This is a genomic window from Undibacterium sp. RuRC25W (assembly GCF_049339825.1).
GTDB lineage: Bacteria > Pseudomonadota > Gammaproteobacteria > Burkholderiales > Burkholderiaceae_D > Undibacterium.
On the sequence record NZ_JBMPPD010000003.1, the window covers coordinates 177,786 to 200,039 of the forward strand.

The 22,254-nt window shown below is 47.1% G+C and carries 23 protein-coding genes; 14 read left to right on the forward strand and 9 right to left on the reverse strand.

Features of this window, described 5'->3' with window-relative positions; genetic code table 11:
* Positions 1 to 75 precede the first annotated feature (75 nt).
* Positions 76 to 735, reverse strand: coding sequence for an SGNH/GDSL hydrolase family protein (locus ACO0KV_RS03100; protein ID WP_423039755.1), 660 nt, complete (start codon positions 733 to 735; stop codon positions 76 to 78).
* A gap of 381 nt (positions 736 to 1,116) precedes the next feature.
* Here ACO0KV_RS03100 and argF point away from each other — a divergent pair, with 381 nt between their 5' ends.
* The 3 genes from argF (at position 1,117) to ACO0KV_RS03115 (ending at position 3,769) form a co-directional block, all read left to right on the forward strand.
* The gene (gene argF / locus ACO0KV_RS03105; RefSeq protein ID WP_423039757.1) at positions 1,117 to 2,031 is read left to right on the forward strand and encodes an ornithine carbamoyltransferase; all 915 of its coding nucleotides are present in this window, start codon (positions 1,117 to 1,119) and stop codon (positions 2,029 to 2,031) included.
* An 87-nt stretch (positions 2,032 to 2,118) separates the two neighbouring features.
* On the forward strand, positions 2,119 to 3,351 hold the full coding sequence (locus ACO0KV_RS03110; RefSeq protein WP_423039759.1) for an argininosuccinate synthase: 1,233 nt from the start codon (positions 2,119 to 2,121) through the stop codon (positions 3,349 to 3,351).
* 103 nt (positions 3,352 to 3,454) lie between these two features.
* The gene (locus tag ACO0KV_RS03115) at positions 3,455 to 3,769 is read left to right on the forward strand and encodes a pyrimidine/purine nucleoside phosphorylase (RefSeq protein ID WP_423039761.1); all 315 of its coding nucleotides are present in this window, start codon (positions 3,455 to 3,457) and stop codon (positions 3,767 to 3,769) included.
* Positions 3,770 to 3,851: 82 nt separating this feature from the next.
* On the opposite strand, the gene ACO0KV_RS03120 is transcribed toward ACO0KV_RS03115, so the two are convergent.
* Both ACO0KV_RS03120 and murJ read right to left on the reverse strand, forming a co-directional pair.
* A complete protein-coding gene (locus ACO0KV_RS03120) occupies positions 3,852 to 4,394 on the reverse strand; it encodes a hypothetical protein (RefSeq protein ID WP_423039763.1) in 543 nt (180 codons plus the stop codon).
* A 192-nt stretch (positions 4,395 to 4,586) separates the two neighbouring features.
* A complete protein-coding gene (gene murJ, locus ACO0KV_RS03125; RefSeq protein ID WP_423039765.1) occupies positions 4,587 to 6,140 on the reverse strand; it encodes a murein biosynthesis integral membrane protein MurJ in 1,554 nt (517 codons plus the stop codon).
* Positions 6,141 to 6,308: 168 nt separating this feature from the next.
* Between murJ and ACO0KV_RS03130 the strand changes: the two genes are divergently transcribed.
* Positions 6,309 to 7,403 (forward strand): serine hydrolase domain-containing protein, encoded by a 1,095-nt coding sequence (locus tag ACO0KV_RS03130; RefSeq protein ID WP_423039767.1) that lies wholly within the window; start codon positions 6,309 to 6,311, stop codon positions 7,401 to 7,403.
* Between the two features lie 48 nt (positions 7,404 to 7,451).
* Here ACO0KV_RS03130 and ACO0KV_RS03135 read toward each other — a convergent pair whose 3' ends face one another.
* On the reverse strand, positions 7,452 to 7,931 hold the full coding sequence (locus ACO0KV_RS03135; RefSeq protein WP_423039769.1) for an Lrp/AsnC family transcriptional regulator: 480 nt from the start codon (positions 7,929 to 7,931) through the stop codon (positions 7,452 to 7,454).
* 253 nt (positions 7,932 to 8,184) lie between these two features.
* Here ACO0KV_RS03135 and kynB point away from each other — a divergent pair, with 253 nt between their 5' ends.
* The 5 genes from kynB to ACO0KV_RS03160 all read left to right on the forward strand — a co-directional run bounded on the left by kynB (position 8,185) and on the right by ACO0KV_RS03160 (position 12,406).
* Positions 8,185 to 8,814, forward strand: coding sequence for an arylformamidase (gene kynB / locus ACO0KV_RS03140; RefSeq protein WP_423039771.1), 630 nt, complete (start codon positions 8,185 to 8,187; stop codon positions 8,812 to 8,814).
* 84 nt (positions 8,815 to 8,898) lie between these two features.
* A complete protein-coding gene (gene kynU / locus ACO0KV_RS03145; RefSeq protein ID WP_423039841.1) occupies positions 8,899 to 10,140 on the forward strand; it encodes a kynureninase in 1,242 nt (413 codons plus the stop codon).
* A 42-nt stretch (positions 10,141 to 10,182) separates the two neighbouring features.
* Entirely contained in the window at positions 10,183 to 11,034 is an 852-nt protein-coding gene (gene kynA / locus ACO0KV_RS03150; protein ID WP_423039773.1) for a tryptophan 2,3-dioxygenase, read from the forward strand.
* 416 nt (positions 11,035 to 11,450) lie between these two features.
* Positions 11,451 to 11,669, forward strand: coding sequence for a hypothetical protein (locus tag ACO0KV_RS03155; protein ID WP_423039775.1), 219 nt, complete (start codon positions 11,451 to 11,453; stop codon positions 11,667 to 11,669).
* A 110-nt stretch (positions 11,670 to 11,779) separates the two neighbouring features.
* A complete protein-coding gene (locus ACO0KV_RS03160) occupies positions 11,780 to 12,406 on the forward strand; it encodes a LysE family translocator (protein ID WP_423039777.1) in 627 nt (208 codons plus the stop codon).
* Between the two features lie 114 nt (positions 12,407 to 12,520).
* Here ACO0KV_RS03160 and ACO0KV_RS03165 read toward each other — a convergent pair whose 3' ends face one another.
* Positions 12,521 to 14,239: a M28 family peptidase gene (locus tag ACO0KV_RS03165; protein ID WP_423039779.1), complete on the reverse strand. Its 1,719-nt coding sequence runs from the start codon at positions 14,237 to 14,239 to the stop codon at positions 12,521 to 12,523.
* Positions 14,240 to 14,500: 261 nt separating this feature from the next.
* Between ACO0KV_RS03165 and ACO0KV_RS03170 the strand changes: the two genes are divergently transcribed.
* Complete coding sequence (locus ACO0KV_RS03170; RefSeq protein ID WP_423039781.1) at positions 14,501 to 14,998, forward strand: hypothetical protein; 498 nt, start codon at positions 14,501 to 14,503, stop codon at positions 14,996 to 14,998.
* 110 nt (positions 14,999 to 15,108) lie between these two features.
* On the opposite strand, the gene ACO0KV_RS03175 is transcribed toward ACO0KV_RS03170, so the two are convergent.
* Positions 15,109 to 15,678 carry a flavodoxin family protein gene (locus tag ACO0KV_RS03175; RefSeq protein WP_423039783.1) on the reverse strand — a complete coding sequence of 190 codons (570 nt, stop codon included), beginning with the start codon at positions 15,676 to 15,678 and terminating at the stop codon, positions 15,109 to 15,111.
* Positions 15,679 to 15,733: 55 nt separating this feature from the next.
* The gene (locus tag ACO0KV_RS03180) at positions 15,734 to 16,435 is read right to left on the reverse strand and encodes a pirin family protein (RefSeq protein WP_423039785.1); all 702 of its coding nucleotides are present in this window, start codon (positions 16,433 to 16,435) and stop codon (positions 15,734 to 15,736) included.
* A gap of 107 nt (positions 16,436 to 16,542) precedes the next feature.
* On the opposite strand from ACO0KV_RS03180, the gene ACO0KV_RS03185 reads away from it, so the two are divergent.
* Positions 16,543 to 17,463: a LysR substrate-binding domain-containing protein gene (locus ACO0KV_RS03185; RefSeq protein ID WP_423039787.1), complete on the forward strand. Its 921-nt coding sequence runs from the start codon at positions 16,543 to 16,545 to the stop codon at positions 17,461 to 17,463.
* A 1-nt stretch (position 17,464) separates the two neighbouring features.
* Positions 17,465 to 18,367 carry a tRNA glutamyl-Q(34) synthetase GluQRS gene (gluQRS, locus tag ACO0KV_RS03190; protein ID WP_423039789.1) on the forward strand — a complete coding sequence of 301 codons (903 nt, stop codon included), beginning with the start codon at positions 17,465 to 17,467 and terminating at the stop codon, positions 18,365 to 18,367.
* A 38-nt stretch (positions 18,368 to 18,405) separates the two neighbouring features.
* On the opposite strand, the gene ACO0KV_RS03195 is transcribed toward gluQRS, so the two are convergent.
* Positions 18,406 to 18,987, reverse strand: coding sequence for a GNAT family N-acetyltransferase (locus ACO0KV_RS03195; RefSeq protein WP_423039791.1), 582 nt, complete (start codon positions 18,985 to 18,987; stop codon positions 18,406 to 18,408).
* 274 nt (positions 18,988 to 19,261) lie between these two features.
* Here ACO0KV_RS03195 and ACO0KV_RS03200 point away from each other — a divergent pair, with 274 nt between their 5' ends.
* The gene (locus ACO0KV_RS03200; RefSeq protein WP_423039793.1) at positions 19,262 to 20,416 is read left to right on the forward strand and encodes a site-specific integrase; all 1,155 of its coding nucleotides are present in this window, start codon (positions 19,262 to 19,264) and stop codon (positions 20,414 to 20,416) included.
* Between the two features lie 78 nt (positions 20,417 to 20,494).
* Positions 20,495 to 20,848, forward strand: a complete 354-nt coding sequence (locus ACO0KV_RS03205; protein WP_423039795.1) for a hypothetical protein — start codon at positions 20,495 to 20,497, stop codon at positions 20,846 to 20,848.
* 38 nt (positions 20,849 to 20,886) lie between these two features.
* Here the strand turns inward: ACO0KV_RS03205 and ACO0KV_RS03210 are convergent, their stop codons facing one another.
* A complete protein-coding gene (locus ACO0KV_RS03210) occupies positions 20,887 to 22,248 on the reverse strand; it encodes a hypothetical protein (RefSeq protein WP_423039796.1) in 1,362 nt (453 codons plus the stop codon).
* Positions 22,249 to 22,254 lie beyond the last annotated feature (6 nt).

Sequence of the window (22,254 nt, forward strand, 5' to 3'; positions counted from 1 at the left end):
CGTCGCAGTATCACCGCGACGTTGATCCTGTACGTTAAAACACGAGAGATACCCCGAAATGCGCACTAGTGAATATTAATGCTTAATCGTTTTTAATACCGCAGGAGATGAAATGAAGTTACCGATGGCAGAACCCCATGATTTGTAACCTGCGCCGTCAAAATGCTGACCATCGATGGTGCCCCATTCTCCTGGCTGAGAGAAACTCAGAGAGTCAACATAGGTACAAGGCGCAACGATTTCTGACAAGTAGCCAGACATTTCTTTAGCACGTGCATATGTTTTGCCAAATTTACCACCCTCAGTTCCCCAGGCTGGCCCCACCCAAACGCAACTGACGTCATTCTTTTTAATGCCTTTCGTTAAACGGGATACCTGTTGCCAGATCCAGTTTTTTTGCAACTCAGGCTGATTGTAAGACGCCATGGTGTCGGCATTCACGACAACGACCAGATTTGGTTTATATGTTTTAACCAAATCATTGAATGGACGCGTCATTGCCTCTGCGCCAGACTTCACTTCGACCGGACCATCTTTCATCCGCTCAGCACCACCGCAAGATGATTGGGTCTTCACCATCCATTCACCTGCTGCGACACCGCAAGCACCGAATGAATAGACAACGGCTCCTTTGTTCATCAGATCGTCATGCAACGTCGTAATCAGATAATCTGGAGTAGACATGTGGCTATCGCCGATAATCAGGACGGTCAGTCCGGCTAAGAGTGCGCTCATAGTAGATGTATGTTTGATTAAAAAAATATAAGTATGTAGGATTCAATCCGCGGGCATGGACAAATACACGACCAAAGTGACTCTATTTTGTCGGCTTGGAATACACATTATAAATACGATACAGCAATAACACAGTGACAGAAGAACAAGTTTCACAAGCAGAATTACGTTTTTTTACTAATTGACGATAATTAACAAATCAGGCTATGGTAAATACGATGTGTTACATTTGTGACTTCGCCACGTTTTTTATTCCAACAAAGCGAAATACCGTTCAAATTGCAATTTCCCAGAATTTAATATGGGGAAGCGATTTTAATCCCTTATAATTAAGCAGTTACGATCAGCGGCGGCAAGCTTAAGTGCTGCCCGTTTTTATTTATGGCTATCAAACACTTCCTGCAATTCTCCGATTTCACGCTCACCGAGTTCGAATATGTGATGCAGCGTGCCCGCATCATTAAACAACGATTTAAGGCTTATCAGACCTATCACCCGCTGTTGGACCGAACATTGGTGATGGTTTTCGAAAAAAATTCGACCCGTACCCGCTTGTCTTTCGAAGCTGGCATGCACCAGCTCGGCGGCGCAGCCATTTATCTCAACACCCGCGATAGTCAACTTGGCCGCGGCGAACCGGTAGAAGACGCAGGGCAAGTGATGTCTCGCATGTGCGACATCATCATGATCCGCACATTTGAACAAGAAATGATCGAGCGCTTTGCCGCTCATTCCCGCGTCCCTGTCATCAACGGCCTGACCAACCAGCACCATCCGTGCCAAGTATTAGCCGATGTGTTCACTTACATTGAGCATCGTGGCTCAATCACAGGCAAAAAAGTCGCTTGGATAGGTGATGCCAATAATATGCTCTATTCGTGGTTGCAGGCAGCACAGGTATTCAATTTCCATCTGCATATTTCAACCCCGAAAGGCTACGACATGGATATGTCGCTAGTCTCTGCAGAACCATCGCAGTACACCGTATTTGATAACCCATCTGATGCCTGCGAAGGCGTGGATCTGGTCAATACCGACGTCTGGACCAGCATGGGCTATGAAGCGGAAAACCAGGCACGTTTAAAAGCCTTTGATGGCTGGATTGTGGATGAAGCAAAAATGGCGCGCGCGAACACGGACGCACTATTTATGCACTGCCTGCCAGCACATCGCGGAGAGGAAGTTTCTGCAGGTGTCATTGATGGTCCGCAATCTGTCGTCTGGGACGAGGCAGAAAACCGTCTGCACGTGCAAAAAGCATTATTGGAATATCTGGTCGTTGGCGAAATTCGCTAACACTGATAAGCCCAACAGCCAAAGGGATGCAACCATCCGCTTACATTTACAGCATTTTTTTGACAGCATTTTTTTCGAAAGTACAACATGAGCGATATTAAAAAAGTCGTCCTCGCCTATTCTGGCGGTCTGGACACCTCCGTCATTCTGAAATGGCTGCAAGATAACTATCAGTGCGAAATCGTGACCTTCACCGCCGACCTCGGCCAAGGCGAAGAACTCGAACCAGCACGCGCAAAAGCCATCAAATTTGGCATCAAGCCAGAAAATATTTACATCGACGACGTGCGTGAAGAATTCGTCCGTGACTTCGTCTTTCCGATGTTCCGTGCCAATACGATCTATGAAGGTGAATACCTGCTGGGTACCTCCATCGCTCGTCCATTGATCGCCAAACGTCTGATCGAAATCGCTAAAGAAACTGGCGCAGACGCGATCTCCCATGGCGCGACTGGCAAAGGCAACGATCAGGTCCGTTTTGAACTCGGCGCGTATGCGTTGATGCCAGGCGTGAAAATCATTGCACCATGGCGCGAATGGGACTTGTTGTCTCGCGAAAAATTGATGAAATATGCCCAAGATGCTGGCATTGAAATCGATCAGAAACATAAAAACGGTGGTGCGCCGTACTCCATGGATGCGAACTTACTGCACATCAGTTTTGAAGGCCGTCACCTAGAAAATCCAAGTGCTGAAGCGGAAGAATCCATGTGGCGCTGGACATGCAGTCCGGAACAAGCACCGGATGCAGCAGAATATCTGGATATCGAATTCGAACGCGGCGATATCGTTGCCTTGAACGGCGTTCGCATGTCCCCGGCAACTGTTCTGACAGAATTGAATCGCCTTGGTGGCAAGCACGGTATTGGCCGTCTGGATCTGGTTGAAAACCGTTATGTTGGTATGAAATCCCGTGGCTGCTATGAAACGCCGGGCGGCACGATTATGCTCCGTGCACACCGCGCGATTGAATCCATCACCTTAGATCGCGAAGTCGCGCATCTGAAAGATGATCTGATGCCACGCTATGCCAGCCTGATTTATAACGGCTACTGGTGGGCACCTGAGCGTCTGGCATTGCAGACCTTAATTGACCACACACAACAAACGGTCAACGGCTGGGTACGCATCAAGCTGTACAAAGGCAACGTCATCACTGTCGCTCGAGATTCCAAAACAGATTCTTTGTTCGACATGAACATTGCAACCTTCGATGAAGACGGTGGTGCTTATAACCAGGCAGACGCTGGTGGTTTCATCAAGCTCAACGCATTACGTATGCGTATTGCAGCAAACGCACGCGCTAAACGCGGGCAATAAGCGAGGCACTAAACCCGTCCGGTAAACAAAAGCCTGCGCATGTTTTTTACGCAGGCTTTTTTATGTCCGGCCACTTTATCTTTCACTCTTTATACTGAAAAAAATGGACTCCAAATTTGATCAAGTCAGCGTTGTCAAAAAAGCGAATATTTATTTTGATGGCAAATGCGTATCGCACACGGTTTTATTTGCTGACGGCAGCAAAAAAACAATCGGCGTTATTTTCCCTTCCAGCCTGATTTTTAACACTGGCGCCGCTGAAGTCATGGAACTCAATGCCGGCAAATGCAATATCCGGATCAAAGGTGAAAGCGACTGGAATACCTATGAAGGCGGTCAGCAGTTTAGTGTGCCAGCTAACGCCAGTTTTGAGATTGAAACGGTAGAGACGTTGGACTACGTCTGTCACTTTGTTTAAGATTTTTCCGACTCGTTGTTGATGTAAAAATCAGTATCCGCAGCCTATTCTTGGCGGGCTGCACCCGCCAAGAATTACTGACTCAACGTCCTTGATTTTCGCCATGCTCTCCGTGTTCGCCGCGATTTTCACCGCGTCCATCATGGCGATCTTCATGATGCTCTCCACGGCGGTCATCATGGCGGTCATCATGGCGGTCATCACGGCGTCCATTATCATGGTCTTGTCTGCCACGCTCTTCGTAGTGCTCATGACCACGCTCTGGGTACCATTCATGAGCATGCTCTCTGTATTGAGGAGCATAGACTCTGGAATACCAATTATCTTGCACAAAATAGACGCGGCGCCCACAAGCGTGATAGTAATCACAATAGCGCTTCCAGTGTCTGAAGTGTTCAGGTGGTACGCGTAGATACAATGGTTCTGTGACATATCCGACGGCTGGCTGTCCAACAATCACCGGTTGCGCATAGACCACCGCTGGTGGACTGACATGGCCAATATCAATCTGACCGTAAAAACCAGGCTCGCCTACCGAAACAGAAACGTTTACACCTTGCGCAAAACCGGCGCTGGCAGAGAACAAAGCACCAGCAACAAGGGCAGCAAGAATCAGTTTTTTCATGATCAACATCCTTTCAACATCTTTTTAACATCTTTTTAACATCTGAGAAACATGAGTCATCAACGGTACAAACACCTCCACCGATGACTCAACACCCCCGATATCTTGTAACGGTATGTCGCATCCCGAACGCAATGAACGTTAATTGTAAAAATATTGAATTCTTCTGAGAGACTGAAGATCAAGGTATCCTCAGATTTTCGCCACTTTCCGGAAGTCACGTGGTCGGAATCCCATGATACCCAGTGCTGAAAAATAGGTCACAACTGACGCCAGAATCAGCATCGTTAACGCACCAATACGCCGAAAAGGTGTATTGCGCATGCCCAGCCAATCAAATTGATCCGAGATCCAGAGTGAGACAAACGCCATCAGTAACAGTGCCGCGAGCAATTTCAATAAGAACATGCCCCAACCTTTATGCGGATGAAAAATACCGCGCCGACGCAATCCGATAAACAAAAAACTGGCATTGACGCAAGCACCCAGGCCAACGGATAAAGCAAGGCCAGCATGCGCAAACATTGGCACAAACACCAGGTTCATGAGCTGCGTAGCGATCATCACGCTAACGGCAATTTTTACTGGCGTACGAATATCCTGCCGCGCATAAAATCCCGGCGCCAGAATTTTTACCACGATTAAGCCAATTAAACCGATGCCATAAGCGATCAGCGCATTAGAAGTCATACTGACGGCATGCGCATCAAACTGACCATGATGAAATAAGGTTGCGGTCAGTGGGATAGGAATCGTTGCCAGCGCGACACCTGCAGGCATCGCCAATAAGAAAGTCAGCCGAAGGCCCCAGTCAAGCAGCGCAGAATACTCTTCCGTATCGCCATCAGCGTTCGCCTTGGACAAGCCTGGCAACAAGATCGTCCCCAGAGCGACCCCAAGCAAGGCAGTAGGAAACTCCATCAAACGATCAGCACTGGCCAGCCAGCTAGTACTTCCCGCAACCATCCGAGAAGCCAGACTAGTATTAATCAAAATACTGATTTGGGATGCTGACACGGCAATAATTGCCGGCAACATATTGCGCACGATCCTGCGTACACCTTCATCTTGCCAGGCCGAGGCAGGACGCCAGCCAATCCGCGGCAACATACCAATCTTGACCAGCGCAGGAACCTGAATCCATAACTGCAATACACCACCAATAAACACACCGATAGCCTGTCCATAAATCGGATGTTCCATAAATCCTGACAACCATAAGGTCGCCGCAATCGAGGTCAGGTTATAAATCACCGGTGTGAAAGCCGGAATTTTAAATTCACGCCAGGTATTTAATATCCCACCAGCCAACGCCACCATCGACATAAAACCGATATACGGGAACATAATCCGCGTCATCAACACCGTCGCACTGAACACTTCTTCGTTGTTGACCAGACCACTAGCCGCAAAATACAGAATGACTGGGGCGCCGATGATCCCCAATATACAAGTGATTAGTAAGGCCCAGGTCAGCAATGTAGCGACATGATCGACCAGTTCTTTGGTCGCCTCGTTACCCTGTTGTGTTTTATATTCTGCCAAAATCGGCACAAAAGCCTGTGCAAACGCACCTTCAGCGAACAAGCGGCGTAGTAAGTTAGGAATACGAAATGCAATATTGTATGCATCCGTCATCGAATTGGCACCAAAATAAGTCGTAAAGAGCACATCCCGGGCTAGGCCCGTAACGCGCGACAACATAGTCATGCCACTAATGGAAGCGAGAGTTCTGATTAAATTCATGGTGGCGCATTATATATCGGGGGCGGCACTCTGTTTTTGGGATATGGTAAATTTATTACTGAAGAATAGTTAAATTACGCAGTGAGCTAACGACGATTCGACGATGATTTGTTACACTATCCTTCAACGTATTGCATCTGAGACACTATTCCTACCCGGAGAGAGTTCATGTCCCTTTTTTATCAGTATTCCCGTCGTTTTTTAGGTATTGCCACGATAACTTTCGCAAGTCTGTGCGCATCGTGTCACCTTTCATTTGCCGCTTCTCCTAAAGAAGAAGGTGACATTGAACGGGCATCTAAAGCCTTGCAACAAGCCGGATTTCAGGGTGCAATCGTCGCCGCCCGAGGTGACAAACTGTTATACAAAACGGCGATTGGCGATTTTGGCGATGTCAACCGCACCTTCAGGTTCGCCTCTATCACAAAGGAAATGACGGCGATTCTGCTCATGCAAGAAGTCGAAATGGGGCATTTACAACTCGATCAGTCGCTCGGCACTTATTGGCCTGATTACCCCAACCCTGCCGTACGTCATGTCACCATCCGGCAATTCATGACGCATTACTCCGGATTATTTAATGACAACGCCGTGCCAACGTTTCATATGCTCAATGCCAATAGCGGCGACGATATGAAGCAATTTGCGACGGGCATGTGTGCAGGTCAGACAAATAGCCAACCTGGGACAACTTTCGACTACAACAACTGTGACTACATGGTGCTGGGGGCTTTATTAGAAAAAATCACTAAAACTCCCTACGTCGAGCTGTTAAAGCAACGTATTTTTTCTCCGGCTGGCATGGCCAATGCGGGCTTTTACACGGCATCAATGCCTGACAACAAAGAACACGTACACGGCAATCTGGGCGGACAGCCAGAACCCGAAGTCAACTTCGCCAGCTATGGTGCAGCGGGCTCATCCTTTGGTACATTAAAAGACTTACTCGCATTTGACCGCGCTTTTATTAAAGGTAAATACCTCTCAGCTCAATCCCGCGCAGAAATGATCAAACCCAATGCTGTCGGTGGTGCGCTGGGCGTCTGGGTGTATCCGTTTAATGGTGCCGATGAAAAAAATCCGACTGTCATTGTGGAACGCCAGGGTTGGATTGCTGGCATCCGGATTTTGAATCTGGTGGACGTTCAATCAGGCAACATCCTGATCCTAGTCAGCACCAACGGCGACCTCGATCTGACGCAGACTTGGGCCAATAAAGGGCCAGCGGCGGGGTTACTAAAAGCGCTGTTGCTGAGCAAATAAGTGCTTGCGCGCATCAAGGAAAATATCTCAATGCAGCCATCGTAAAGATCAAGCACCCTCCTTCATCAGCGCAACATCGATCTGATGCGTATCCTTCAGCGTCTGCAACACAATATTAGACCTGATATCGAGGACACCCGTTGTCTTATACAACCGTTCTAAAACAAAACTCGAATAGTGTTTGAGATTCCTGGCGCGGACGCGCAGCAAATAATTGGCGTCACCGGTAATAATGTAAGAGCCGATCACTTCCGGCCATTGCAACAATGCCTTCGAAAAATTCTCATGCCATTGCTCCACATCTCGCCGCATCGTCACCTGAACAAACGCATCCACCTCCAATCCCACTTTCGTTGCATCGACGACGGCACAATAATGATGGATAACACCTGCCTCTTCCAGCAAACGAACGCGACGCAGACAAGAAGACGGCGATAAAAATACGTTGTCGGCCAAATCCTGATTACTGACGCGACCATTTTCTTGGAGTTGCTGCAAAATTTTTAAATCTGTGGGGTCGAGTTGCATCGTTTTACTTTCATAGACATCGGTGTTTACCATTGGCTGGTAATGGCAAGTAATCCGGCTTAGAATTTTCCAGCACAAAACATCACAAAAACTATAAATGATGCGATGCACAAGCCTAATAACGATAATTATTTCAAATAACTTACATTTATTCGCAGTATATGCCAAAAATAACGCTTTTATTACTGCACTTTGCAAGAATTATTCAGGCGATCCGGCATAAAATCTCAGCATGATTTCAACAGGAGAAAGTATGTCCGCGACCTCTCAATTGTGGGATATCAGCCCCGCGATCCAAGCAGGAATTCCGGTCTGGCCAGGCGATAGCGCCTATACCGCGGAGACAACTTGGCAGATTGCTGACGGCTGTCCGGTCAAGGTCAGCAAGATCACCATGTCCACGCATACTGGTGCCCATTGCGACGCGCCATCGCATTATGACGCGAATGGCAAAGCGATTGACGAGGTGAGTCTGGATACCTATATCGGTGCCTGCCGCGTGATTCATTGCATTGGTGCTGCGCAGGTGCTACCAGAACATATTCTGCCGTTTCTGGCACAGATACCACCGCGCGTCTTGTTCCGCACGTATCAAAAGGCACCGCAAATGCAGTGGGATAGCGACTTTGCGTCGGTCTCCCCTTCAGCGATTGAATTACTGGCGACACATGGCGTTAGGCTGATCGGTATCGATAGTCCCTCACTCGATCCGGAAGAATCAAAAACGCTGGACGCGCATTTATGCGTTAAAAAATATCAAATGGCAATTTTGGAAGGCATCATCCTTGATGACATCGTCGCCGGTGACTACGAATTGATCTGCCTACCATTGAAACTAGCTGGACTCGATGCTAGCCCAGTACGCGCTATTTTGCGTTCTTAAACGTAGCTCGTTACGCATCCGACACATCTTATATACCTTACTCACTTTATATACCCCTCATCCTCAGGAGACCGTATGACAACGATTGCCAGCCGCGCAGATTGTGAACGCCTGGATCAGCAAGATCCATTGGCGCCGTTACGTGACGATTTTATTTTGCCAGAAGGCGTTATCTATTTGGATGGCAATTCCTTGGGTGCACGACCCAAAGCGTCTCTGCAACGCGCTCAGGAAGTGATCACGCAAGAATGGGGGACCGATTTAATCACTAGCTGGAATAAAGCTGGCTGGTTCGATTTACCGTCCACACTCGGTAATCAACTCGCACCACTTATCGGTGCGCAAGCAAATGAAGTTGTGGTCACAGATTCGACATCGATCAATCTGTTTAAAGCGATTGCTGCCGCATTGCAAATCCAAGCCAAGGACAGCAAACGCAAAACCATTATTACAGAACGCAGCAACTTCCCGACTGACATTTACATGGCCGAGGGCATCACACAGTGGCTCGATCGTGGCTATCAAATTGTGCTAATCGATTCGCCAGATGATTTACCAAACGTCATCAACAGCGAGACCGCGCTCGTGATGCTAACGCATGTCAATTACCGCACTGGCTATCTGCATGATATGGTCGCAGTCACTGCATTGATTCATCAGCATGGCGCACTGGCTTTATGGGATCTTGCCCATTCAGGTGGCGCACTGCCCGTCGAACTCAATGCATCCAATGCCGACTTCGCAGTCGGATGTACCTACAAGTATCTGAACGGCGGTCCAGGCGCACCAGCCTTTATCTGGGTACCAGCACATCATCAAGCGGTGTTTAACCATCCACTGTCTGGCTGGTGGGGACATGCCAGTCCGTTTGCGATGGCACCACATTTTGCCCCGACGCCAGGTATCCGACGTGCGTTGTGCGGTACTCAGCCAATGGTGTCTTTAGCGCTGGTTGGCTGCGGTCTGGATGTGTTTAGCAAAACCAGTATGCAGGTGATCCGCCAAAAGTCACTGGCGCTGACAGACCTGTTTATTGAGCTCGTTGAACAACGCTGCGCATCTCATCCATTGGAATTAGTCACACCGCGCGATCACCATCACCGTGGTAGCCAAGCCAGCTTTAAACATCCGCATGCCTACGCCGTCATCCAAGCATTGATCGGTCGTGGCGTGATCGGTGATTATCGTGAACCAGCGATTATGCGTTTTGGATTGACGCCATTGTACGTGCGCTATGTCGATGTCTGGGATGCGGTTGAGATTCTGCGCGACATCCTCGATCAACAAACCTATGACACGAACCTGCAACGTAATGCAGTGACTTAAGGGCCTACCCGCGTTTCTTAGAATGGTTTAACAGGAATAATTATGAACAACAACGAACAATCCGGCAAATGCCCTATGTCATGGCACGGTGCACAACTCGATTTTTCTGAATCGATGAGCTACGGCGACTATCTGGGTCTAGACCAGATTTTGACAGCACAGCATCCGCGCTCGCCGAATCACAATGAAATGCTGTTTATCGTTCAGCATCAGACGAGTGAGCTATGGATTAAACTCATGCTGCATGAGTTACATGCAGTACGCCAGCATATCCACAATAACGATTTGCCGCCGGCATTTAAAATGCTGTCCCGCGTCGCCAGAATCATGGATCAATTAGTGCATGCGTGGGACGTACTGGCAACAATGACACCGAGTGAATACACGGCGATCCGCCCTTACCTCGGCGCGTCATCGGGTTTTCAATCACATCAATACCGCGAACTTGAGTATCTGCTTGGCAATAAAAATGCCACGATGCTGACAGTCCATGAGAGCAAGCCAGAAATTCATGCCACGTTGGATTCAGCCTTGCGCACGCCGTCTATTTACGATGAAGCCATTATGCTGATGTCACGTCAGGGGTTTAGCATCGACGCTGACCGTCTAGAGCGCGATTGGACCCAGTCTGTCGAGGCCAACGACTCTGTGAAAGCAGCGTGGCTGAAAGTCTATCAAGAGCCAGAACACTACTGGTCTTTGTATGAACTAGCAGAAAAACTCGTTGACATGGAAACCGCCTTCCGTATTTGGCGCTTCCGTCATGTGACGACGGTCGAGCGTATTATCGGCTTTAAAATTGGCACTGGCGGCACGGCTGGCGTCAGTTATCTACGCAAAATGCTCGATGTGGTGTTATTCCCAGAACTATTCGCACTACGTACTGCGTTATAAATACCAGCAAAACACTGACATCATCATTCATCAGTAACCCAGCTGTTCACTTGCAGCACGCATGGCAACTATTCATTCATTCAGGTGCTAAGCGTGCTGCATGTTGACGCGGTCTTTCTTACCTCCCCATTTTTGCTGCAATGCGGCAACACCTTGTCAATATCAGTTCCAATTAGACATTTCAGACTGACAAAGTTTTTACCAAAATACAAGTTTATTGCATTTATTTTGCGTCAAAACAAAATCACAGCGGATAAGACGACTATAATGACCGCAAGTTCAAAGACGCTTCTTTTCTTATTTTCGCGGTGCTATTACAGCACGTTAATGTCAAAAATTTCTGCTTTTTACGTATTTTAGCGATGCGTTATCAGCATAATTGATGCAATGCAATATGAATGAATATGGAGTCTGACATGATTATCCCCGCTGCAAATGTATTAAAATCCACCCGCCTGCCTCTCGTTGAAGATATTCAGTACACCGTTGATCAACGCACCGAAGACTACATCAAGATTGGACTGGGCTTACAACAGTCATATGGCACCAGTTGCGCCATCGAATATCTGCAAGGTAAAGGCGTGCCAAATAGAATCACTGAACAGGTTCTAGTACGCTCAAACCAATCGCGTTAAGCAATAACTTTGCTCCTTGCTTGAACTGACGGGCGTACAGCTTGTACGATAAGGGCGTGGTAACGCTGAGATAGGTATTGCATAATGGCTATTTATTTTCGAGGCTCATCATGCTTAGCTTTCAGACTGCGCTCACTTTCTTCGGCATCTCTCTTGTTTTGGGCTTATCTCCCGGTCCTGACAATGTGTTTGTGCTCATGCAGTCAGCTACACAAGGACGCAAGGCAGGCATGCTGGTTGTGCTCGGTTTATGTACCGGCCTCGTCGTTCATACGGTGGCCATTGCGTTTGGTCTCGCGGCTATTTTTGCCGCTTCTGCATTGGCGTTTCTTGTCCTCAAGGTGCTGGGCGCCGCGTATCTCGCTTATCTAGCTTGGGGTGCTTTCTGGGCCCCGGTCAGTGCGGAGACCAATATCAATGCGAACACATTACGCCCACGTCAGCTTTATCTCCGCGGCGTCATCATGAACCTGACCAATCCTAAGGTGGTGTTCTTTTTTTTGGCATTCTTACCGCAATTTGTGTCAGCCGAGCGCGGTTCCGTAGGATTACAATTTATTGCGCTGGGTGCAATCTTTATTGCGGCCACCATCATTACCTTTGGCAGCATCAGTTATTTTGCGGCAACCGCTGGTCAAAAACTCAGGGGCTCCGCGACAGCGCAACGTTGGATGAATCGTGCTGCAGCGTTTGTGTTTGCTGGCTTGGCGTTAAAATTGGCGCTGTCACAACGCTGAGCACACGCAAACACCAGTTAGAAAATTTCTTAATTATTTTCAAAAAAAACAGAGCAATGCGCACGGCTGACTGCTCTGTTTTTTTTGGTACTTCAATCACTACTAACAAGCGGTTCAGTTAGTTAGGGATGGTGCAGATGATGCAGATGATGCAGATGATGCAGACGCTGCCACAGCGGAGTCCCGTTTTTTGCCGAAGGCTTCGCCTTTGTTCCATACTGGCATCGTTTTTGTATTCGCGATGTCATAACCCAGATTAAGGGTAAATTGCGCTTGCTGCTGCATACCGCTCAGATCCCACTCAGCATGATATTTGTCGCGCTCAGTATGGTAATCATTTTTAAAGCCTAGCATTTTTCCGCTGGCATCCATCTGTCCCTGCTGAACAAAATCGAAATGACCATCGCCAGAAAACACCGCAGAACCAACATTAAACGCTGGCACCCCAGCCCGCGCAAAATTGAAGTGATCTGCACGGAAAAACGCCCCCCCCAAATCTGGCGCCGCCTTAGCAATCTCCAATCCCATCTTCTTAGCGACATTGACGGCATTGCTATGCAGGCTGCTGCGTTCACTGCCTTCAATACCAATATCACGCGTTTTTCCAACAAAATTCATGCTATCAAGATTCAGGTCGGCCGCCGTTTTAGCCAGCGGCCATGGCGGATTGGTGACGTAAGCTGCGCTACCCAGCAAATACTGCTCTTCTGCTGCAGGCCAGAAAAATATCTGCGTCCGCTTCGCAGGATGCTGCACAGCAGCCTGCGCCATCGCCAGCAAAGCAGCAGACCCTGAGGCATTATCCACCGCGCCATTCCAGATATGGGAACTGCCATCTGAGCGGGTCTCCATACCGAGGTGATCCCAATGGGCTGAGTACACCACCGCCTGGGATTTCAGTTGTGGATCTGTACCCGGCACCATGCCGATCACATTAAACTGTTCTACTTTCCTTACCTGACTCTTGAGTTTTACGTGAGCAATGGCATTCAAACTGACTGGGGCAAATTCACGCGTTTCTGCACGCGCACGCAACTGGTCAAGATTGACGCCAGCACGGCTAAACAACTGCTGTGCAACAGCATCCTGCATCCAGCCTTCCAGCGCATTACCGGTATTGGCAATACTAAAACGCTCATGACTAAAACTCGTCTGCGGCACGTTCCAAGCATAGGTCGCCGATGGCGTCGTATGGATCAACAAAACACCAGCAGCGCCCTGACGTACTGCTTCTTCATACTTGTAAGTCCAACGCCCATAATACGTCAGCGCCTTACCAGCAAAACGATTTGGTTCTTCCGCAGTTGGCTGTGGATCATTGACCATCATCACCAGCAATTTACCGTTGAGATCGACGCCTTTAAAGTCATCCCACCGTTCTTCTGACGCGCGAACACCGTAACCCACAAACACGACAGGCGCATCAAAGGCAACGTCTGCTTTTCCACCTGACGAACCAAACACGACTTCTGTACCTAACTGCGGCGAAAAAGTCTGACCATTAATCTCAAAACTGACAGTACTCTCTGGTAAAGTTTTACTGCCAACCAGACTGACAGCCTGACGATATCCCTTTACCTGATCCGATGGCAACGTGTGTAAGCCCATGAGACTTAACTGCGTTTCCAGATAACGAACCGCCAGATCACCGCCACGTTGCCCTGTGCCGCGACCTTCTAATAAATCATCTGCCAGAAACGACAAATGCGCACGCAGCACCGGTTCGCTGACCTGCGTCGGCACAGCCTGCTGCGCTAGTGCGTATGAAGAAATAATACTGATCCCTAGTCCTACCCCAATTTGCTTACAAAGTCTGATCGTTTTGGTTGTCATGGCAGCGATGAATGATAAATGATGATGAAGTGTTCAATAAAAACCAGTTACGATTGTAGTCGTATTTTGGTGCTTTTGATTTTGCTTTTGATTTTACTTTGACGAAGCAAAAGTAAAAGAAGTGGCCGCCGAGCCACCCCAAGTCTGATAGCAACGAAGCGCAATCTAATTAATCAATGACAGAACAACAAAAACGAAAGTAAGGCTTTATTGCGCCAGCTTAAACCTCATCACAATATCCCACAAAATGCTTCATCTCAGATGACAATCCAACAGATAATAAAGCCTGCTTTCCTCACCACGGAACACCGCCATGTCCACCTCAAACAAACTAAAATTACCCTCATCACAGCCCTCATCGGCATCATCGCACTGATCTATGGCGCCCCTTGGGCCTTGTACTACTGGGGCTTGGAAGGTGTCACTGGTCAACCGGCACCTCCGCAAGTCATCGCGACGAGCGAGCAACAACAAACGCTATGGGAGAAAAGTGGGTGTGAAGGCACCCCAGTGTTGGTCGAACTTAATCCGGTCTCTTACTTATTTTCTGCCGCGACCCTCGACACTCCGCCGCCAGTGATGATTTTTGCATGGCGTATTGCAGCGGCGTATCAGCGCCAACATCAGATACGCGACGGTGCAAGCTGGCAGCAATTATCTGGTGGTGCGCTGGTGATCTGGATTACGCGTCATTGGACCGTTGAACAAATCTTATCCAGAACTATTGAGCTTGATCAGGCCTTAGTTCAAAGCAAATAACCATAAAAAAACCGACCTCTGTCCATGATAGGTGACAGGGCCGATTTTCTGTACATCCAAAGTGCCATTGAACAGGCACCACTTGAAACCGCGCAAACGTAAAGCGAAGGTTAAGCGAGTTTTTTAGCGACAGTCGCAATACGTTGACCGAATGATTTCGCTGTGTCGAGATCACCCGGCAATGGACCTTCATCTGGCGAAGAATCCGATGGGGATTGGGTCATCAGACCGCTGGAACTACCAATAAAATTGATGTCATTGCGTTGTGCTGCTTTGCTGTTAGATGGCATCAGGCCAGTGCCAACCCAGATCATACTGTGCTGTTGCGAGAACGTGAACAGATAATGCAACGTCGATAGTTTGTCACCATTCATCGATGCAGAATTAGTGAAACCAGCAGCGATCTTGTCTTTCCAGACTTGCGTGTACCACGGCTTGGAACTTGCATCGGCAAATTTTTTGAATTGCCAAGACACGGTTCCCATGTATGTTGGCGAACCAAAAACGATCGCTTGAGCAGTTGCCAATGATGCCCATTGGTCGTCGGTAATATTGCCATCTTTATCGATCAAAATCAGTTCTGCTTCTGCACCTGCCGCAACGACACCGGCTTGCACTGCCTCGGCAGCTTTGGTGGTATGGCCGTAACCTGAATGGTACACAATCGCTACTTTTGTCATGTTTCTCTCCTGGGGTGAAAAATTAAAATTTAAATCACACTGACGATTCAATGAATTACTTCGGCAGATCAAATACTAAAACTTCCGCCTGTTTCCCTGCACTTAACTGCAACAATGCTTCATTCTGCAATTTCATGGCATCTCCCGCTTTGAGCGCAACACCATTAACGGTCAGTTCACCGCGTGCCAGATGGACGTAGGTCAGACGCTCTGGGTGTAAAACCATTTCTTGTTGCTGATCGCCATCAAACAAGCCAATCAATAAGCGTGCATTCTGACGAATTTTGATCGAACCATCAGCGCCATCACTGGAGGCGACAACGCATAATTTACCTTCTTTTTGAGCACGGCTAAATTCTTTTTCTTCATATAATGGAGGCACATTAAGCACATCTGGTTGTATCCAGATTTGCAGTAATTGCGTATGTTCCGTACTCGATGGATTGAATTCAGAATGGCGTACGCCAGTTCCAGCACTCATGTACTGCACATTACCTGGGCGTATCGTACTGCCGTTATTCATGCTGTCCTTGTGCGCTATCGCACCTTCAAGCACATAAGTGATGATTTCCATGTCTTTGTGCGGATGTGTACCGAAACCCATCGCTGGGGCAATCCAGTCATCATTGATCACCCGCAGTGGTCCAAAACTCATGTGCTGTGGATCATAATACTCAGCAAATGAAAAGCTATGGAAAGACTTTAACCAGCCGTGATTTGCTGGGCCGCGATCCTGAGACAATCTGAGGGTAATCATATGAATTCCAATTCAATTTATTTGATGAATATGTCCACTATATACAAGGACGAGATCTAATATAAGGGTAAAATTTCATACAACTCGTTCAAATATTTTGAATAATCATGAATATCACCTTAGAAGCCCTACAAATTCTTGATGCAATTGACCGCAAAGGCAGCTTTGCAGCCGCGGCCATGGCCCTCGATAAAGTGCCGTCAGCCATCACTTACAGCATCCGAAAGCTGGAAGAAGATCTCGACGTCTTACTTTATGATCGTCGAGGTCATCGCGCTAAACTGACGCCTGCTGGTAGCGAACTATTGTCGCAAGGGCGGCACCTGCTCAATGCTGCGCAAGAATTAGAAAACCGCGTAAAACGGACGGCAACTGGTTGGGAATCAGAACTCAGAATCGTCCTCGATGTCATCATTCGCTTTGAACATTTACTTCCCTTAATCAAAGAATTTGAACAACAAAATTGTGGCACCAGACTGCGTTTTTCGCAGGAAGTGTTGTCGGGCGTCTGGGAATCAATGATGACGGGACGATCTGATCTGGCCATTGGTGCCGCCTATGATGGCCCGGACGCCATTCGTATGCAAGGCGACTTGCAAACTCGCGTGCTAGGGGCGATTGACTGGGTATTTGCGGTTGCCCCAGAACATCCTCTCGCGAAGGCAGATGAACCAATCAGCACAGAGCTGATCCAACAATACCGGGCAGCAGCGATTGGCGATACGGGGCGCAGTCTCCCCACGATGACAGCGGGGTTACTGAATGGACAAGATACCCTGACCGTTGCTTCGGTCGAAGCAAAATTGGCCGCACAATTGGCAGGGCTGGGTTGTGGCCATCTGCCGCGCGCAATTGCCGCACCTCATTTACAATCTGGGGCACTCATCGAAAAACAGACGGATCACCGACGCCCCACGGAAACCTGCTGCTACGTCTGGCGTCATACCAATAAAGGCAAAGCCTTACACTGGTTTTTACAAAAACTCAAAGACCCTACCGTACAAAGCATGTTGCTTGGAAACGATTAAGATGCATCAACCGACTTACACAGGACGCTTTGCGCCCTCGCCCACCGGCCCATTACACATGGGATCACTCGTCGCCGCCATGGCGAGCTATCTGGATGCAAAAGCACACCATGGACAATGGTTGGTCCGCATCGAAGATCTGGATTTCGACCGCAATGTCAAAGGGGTTGATCAGCATATTCTGCATTCATTGCAACGTTGCGGTATGCAATGGGAAGGCGACGTTACGTGGCAAAGTCAGCGCCAGGATTTGTATCAGAATGCGTTAGAAAAGCTTGGCGATCAGGTCTATGCTTGCGCCTGTTCTCGTAAAGAAATTGCTGATTCTCGACTGCGCATGGGTGAACCAGCCAGCCAGATTTACCCCGGCACCTGCCGCGGAGGATTGAGTGAAGGCAAGGTCCCTCGCGCTTGGCGTTTACGCTTGCCGCGACCGCACCATGTGATTCATGTTAAAGACCGTTATTGCGGCCTGCAAACACAGGATATCAGTATAGAGGTGGGCGACTTTGTCTTAAAACGCGCCGACGGCTTTTGGGCCTATCAGTTAGCTGTCGTCGTCGATGACGCGGCACAAGGAATCACAGACATCGTCCGCGGTGCAGATTTACTTGATTCAACAGCTCGCCAAATTTATCTACAAGAAGCACTAGGCTTGCCCCGTGTACGTTACTTGCATGTCCCAGTGGTCAATAACGATGCGGGTGAAAAGCTCTCAAAGCAAACCGGCGCCCTCGCTTTTGATCGTGGAGATAACGATTTACTCCATGAAGCGCTGATACCGGCCGCACAGTTTCTGCAACTCCCAGTGAGTTCATCGCTGACGACGATCGATCAGTTCTGGGGAGAAGCAACAGGCTTGTGGGAGCAGAGAATGGTAGATGGTTTGGGTATGCAGAGATAAACTAACTGTCTACAGAACAACGAAAAAATTACTTCCAACTAATTGGCATGCGTCCATTCACGGCGCAATAAGCCAAGCAATGTTGTATCCGACAGTACGCCATTGACAATCCAGCGTTCGCGCAAAAAGCCTTCTTTGATAAAGCCAAGTCGCTCAAGACAGTTGAGGGAAGCGATATTCTGCGGATCGACATCCGCTTCAACACGATGAAGATTGAGCGCATCGAAACCATAATTCAGTAAAGCAATCAATGCCTCGTGCATATACCCACGTCCCCAGTAGTCAGCCCCCAAGCTGTACCCCACCTCGGCATGACGACATTGATGATCAAACTTGAATAGGCAGCAATCACCAATAAAGCGATCGTGTTCAGTTTCGGTCAATGCCAACCTGAGAAATTGTCCGGTACGCATACCCAGATCGGTTCTCGTCAAAGAGGTTATTGCCTCATTGACCGACGACCAGACGGGTGAACTGCCGTACCGCATCACCTGCGGGTCAGAATACACGTTGAACATATCGTCGGCATCCGAACATCGCAAAGGACGTAAGCGTAGACGCGGCGTTACCAACAAAACCTGTGTAAAGTCAGAAGGTGGTATTGCGGTGAATGAATTCAAAAAGCGACTCCCTCGACAATCTGATGAAGGAACTTACATCGACAAAAACTCGTGGAAACGTTACCGAAGATGCGAGATAAAGCAATTGCACATAGAGGACACTGGTCCCGCCGGCGGGAATCGAACCCACATCTTACGCTTAGGAGGGAACACTAACAAGTTGAAAAACTCCTTATACAGCAACTACTTACAGTTGTGATGTACGCTATCCTAGCCACAATGTTCCAAATTTGTTCCAAGTTCCAACTTGGACGTTCTAAAAGGAGTGGTGAAGATGGCGGGGAAGTTGATCACTGAACGTGTTGGCGTCAATGGCGATGTGTCGTTCTTGGTGCGTGTGCGCGAAGCTGGTGTTGCTGTAAGCAAGACTTACAAGACAAAAAAAGAAGCTGAAAAATTCATTCGTGAAGTCAAGTCAAAAATTGATCGTGGTGAGTCGGTAGACATCACCAAAATCAAGAAGCTGACTTTGGCTCAAATTTTCACCGAATATTTAAAGCACAACACTGTTGCCGATGGCAAACGGTATGACCTTGAAAAATTGAAGTTGGAGATTGGAAAGGTTCCTCTTGGAAATTTCAAATCTGGAACGTTTGCCCTCTACTTGAAGGCCAAACTAGAACAGGTCATTCCTGACCAAGTGACTAAAAAGAAACCTAGTCCGCTTTATGCAGGTCATAAAATTTTGAATGTGAAAACTGGTGAGTTGGTCACAAAGACCTACAGTGAAAGCACCATTCGCAAGCTCTACTATGCCATCAGGACTTCTTTGAAGTGGCACGCCAAACACCATGATTACACGTTTGACCGTAAGCCATTTGATGAGAATTCGCCTCCTAAAGCTTGGATTCCACGGGATCGGATTCTTGAAGCTGGTGAATTAGATAGCTTGCTGGCTGCTACAGAAAAAATGTATGTGAAGCGCGAAGAATTGAGGTGCCTTATTCTTTGGCAATACTATTCTTGTATGCGTGCCGGTGAAAGTCTTCTTATCAAGTGGGATGAAATTCATTTGGATGAAAAAAATCCAAGTCACTCATATATTTTTGTTCCCAAAGAGAACACAAAAATTGCTGATAAAAAGAATGCCGAAGATCGGAAAGTTCCACTAAGGCCAGATTTTTATCACTTCATTAAAGACAGGCTTATGAAGTTGAAGAAGGATGGTCAATCGTTGGTGTTTGGTGGCTATTGGAAAAGTAGTTCTGTTCTTGCTGCTCGGTTCAAAGTCATCTGCAAAAATGCCAAAGTTACAAACTTCAAAATTCACGATTTAAGGCATTGTGCTGTTAGCTGGTATTTTGTGAATACAAATTTGACTGACATTGAAATTAGCAAAATTTCAGGCCATATTGAATTGGGAACTTTGAAACGATATGCCACTTTAAGGCATAGTGACATTGGTGCAAAACTTTGGGCTCAAGCATAATAATATATTAGATATTGACGCTCTCCATTTGACTTCTATTTTCGATTTATTAAAATTATTAATAAAGGAGAGAATGTTATGAAAAATGAAGTCATAGAGAATGGGTTGGTAGTAAATAAAAATGGTGATAAAAAATGGTATTTAAATGGTGTTATTCATCGTGAAGATGGGCCTGCTGTTGAATTTGCAGACGGAACTAGACATTGGGTGATAAATGGAATAAATCATCGAGAGGCTGGGCCAGCTATTGAATTAGCTGAAGGTGATAAATATTGGTTAACAAATGGGAAAATGCACCGCGAGGATGGCCCCGCCATTGAATATCAAAATGGGAAAAAAGAATGGTTCTTAAACGGAATAAATTTATCTGAAGAAGATTTTAATAATTGCATTACTCAATCAGTAAGCCAAAAAAAATTAGGACTAAAATAAAGAAGCACCTTCGGGTGCTTTTTTATTGGGCCGAATACTTAATATTTTTTCTTGATGCCACTGAATCGTTCTGATTCTTTGAGTTTTCTAATTCGGTCAGCTTCCACTGCTGCGCCAATCTGCTGTTCAAGTTTCATAGCTCTAATTTTGAGAGACGCAGCTTTGGCTGGATCTTTGGCATTAGCAATTTGATTTCTCAAATCAGACAATTGAGCTTGAAGATTTCCAATAGATGAATCTGAACTGCTACCCATTGAAGTTGGTCCAGAGGAAGCACTTTCTTTAGTTGGTGAATCCTTCATTCCTGGTTGACCGGCTGTAGGCTGCTTCTGAGCGATCTCAGGAACTTGCTTAGGTACTGTGCTAACCAATGGTGCTTGAACCTGTGTAGGGGCCTTCTGTGGTGTCTGCTGAACTTCTTTGACTGGTGCGGACTGCTTAGGAATTGACTTCGCGCCATACAAACGATTTTTGTTGCTTCTACCGACCATAGGCTGACTGATCAACTTCTGATGAAATTCCTTTCTTGAATCAGTCAATCTTTTGAGAGTGTCACGAACTTTTTGAAAGTCAGAATCATTAAGCTGCTTTCTGTGTGGTGCTTCTTTGGTAGCAGACTCAAGTTTCAATTTTTGAAAATTAGCACCATATTCATAAACTGGACCTTTTAAACGAAAGGCTTTTTGTGATCCGTGAATTTTCAGTGAAATGAACTTATCGTTCACTCTGGTGATTTCACCAAAATTTTCCAAGTAATCGCATAATTGTTGTCTGTTGGAAATTTTACCTTGATGAATTTGATAAGCCACATTATCACTAATGTTTTCTTTATCTGGCTTGTTAGCTCTAACCTGTTCTGCAAGTTTTGATTTGGAGTGAGGTAAAACCTTGGCTTCAAATTTTGAATTTGTTGCTTTAAGTGGATCACGAACTACCTGGTCAAATCCAAGCTGATGATTAATGTAGGCGTCAAAAGAATCCTTAAAATCTTCCTTTGCTTTACCGGGTGGAAATGGATTTATTCTTTTGCCAGTGGTTAATTCAGTCAGGGGAATAATGTAGTTCAACTCGATACGGCCTTTATCTTCATGAATATTCCAGAAGTCAACAAAGTTGACTCCATGTTCAAGACCTGCCATGAATGTTTTTCTGAATGATTCAATCACTGCCAAAAGCTCTTTGTCAGTTGGTCGTTCACTTGGTTCAAAAGCCAATGAACCAGAAACATACTTATGTTTTCTGTCGATACTTTCAGCAGCATAGACGCAATCAATGGCACTGCCTGCAAAGTCTCTTGGCTTCACATTTCTAAAAGTGCCATTATGGTCATGGTCACTTTTTAGATAATTAATCGCTTCTTGAACTGAATTCGTGCGATGTCCTTGGACTGCATTAATCATTAAACT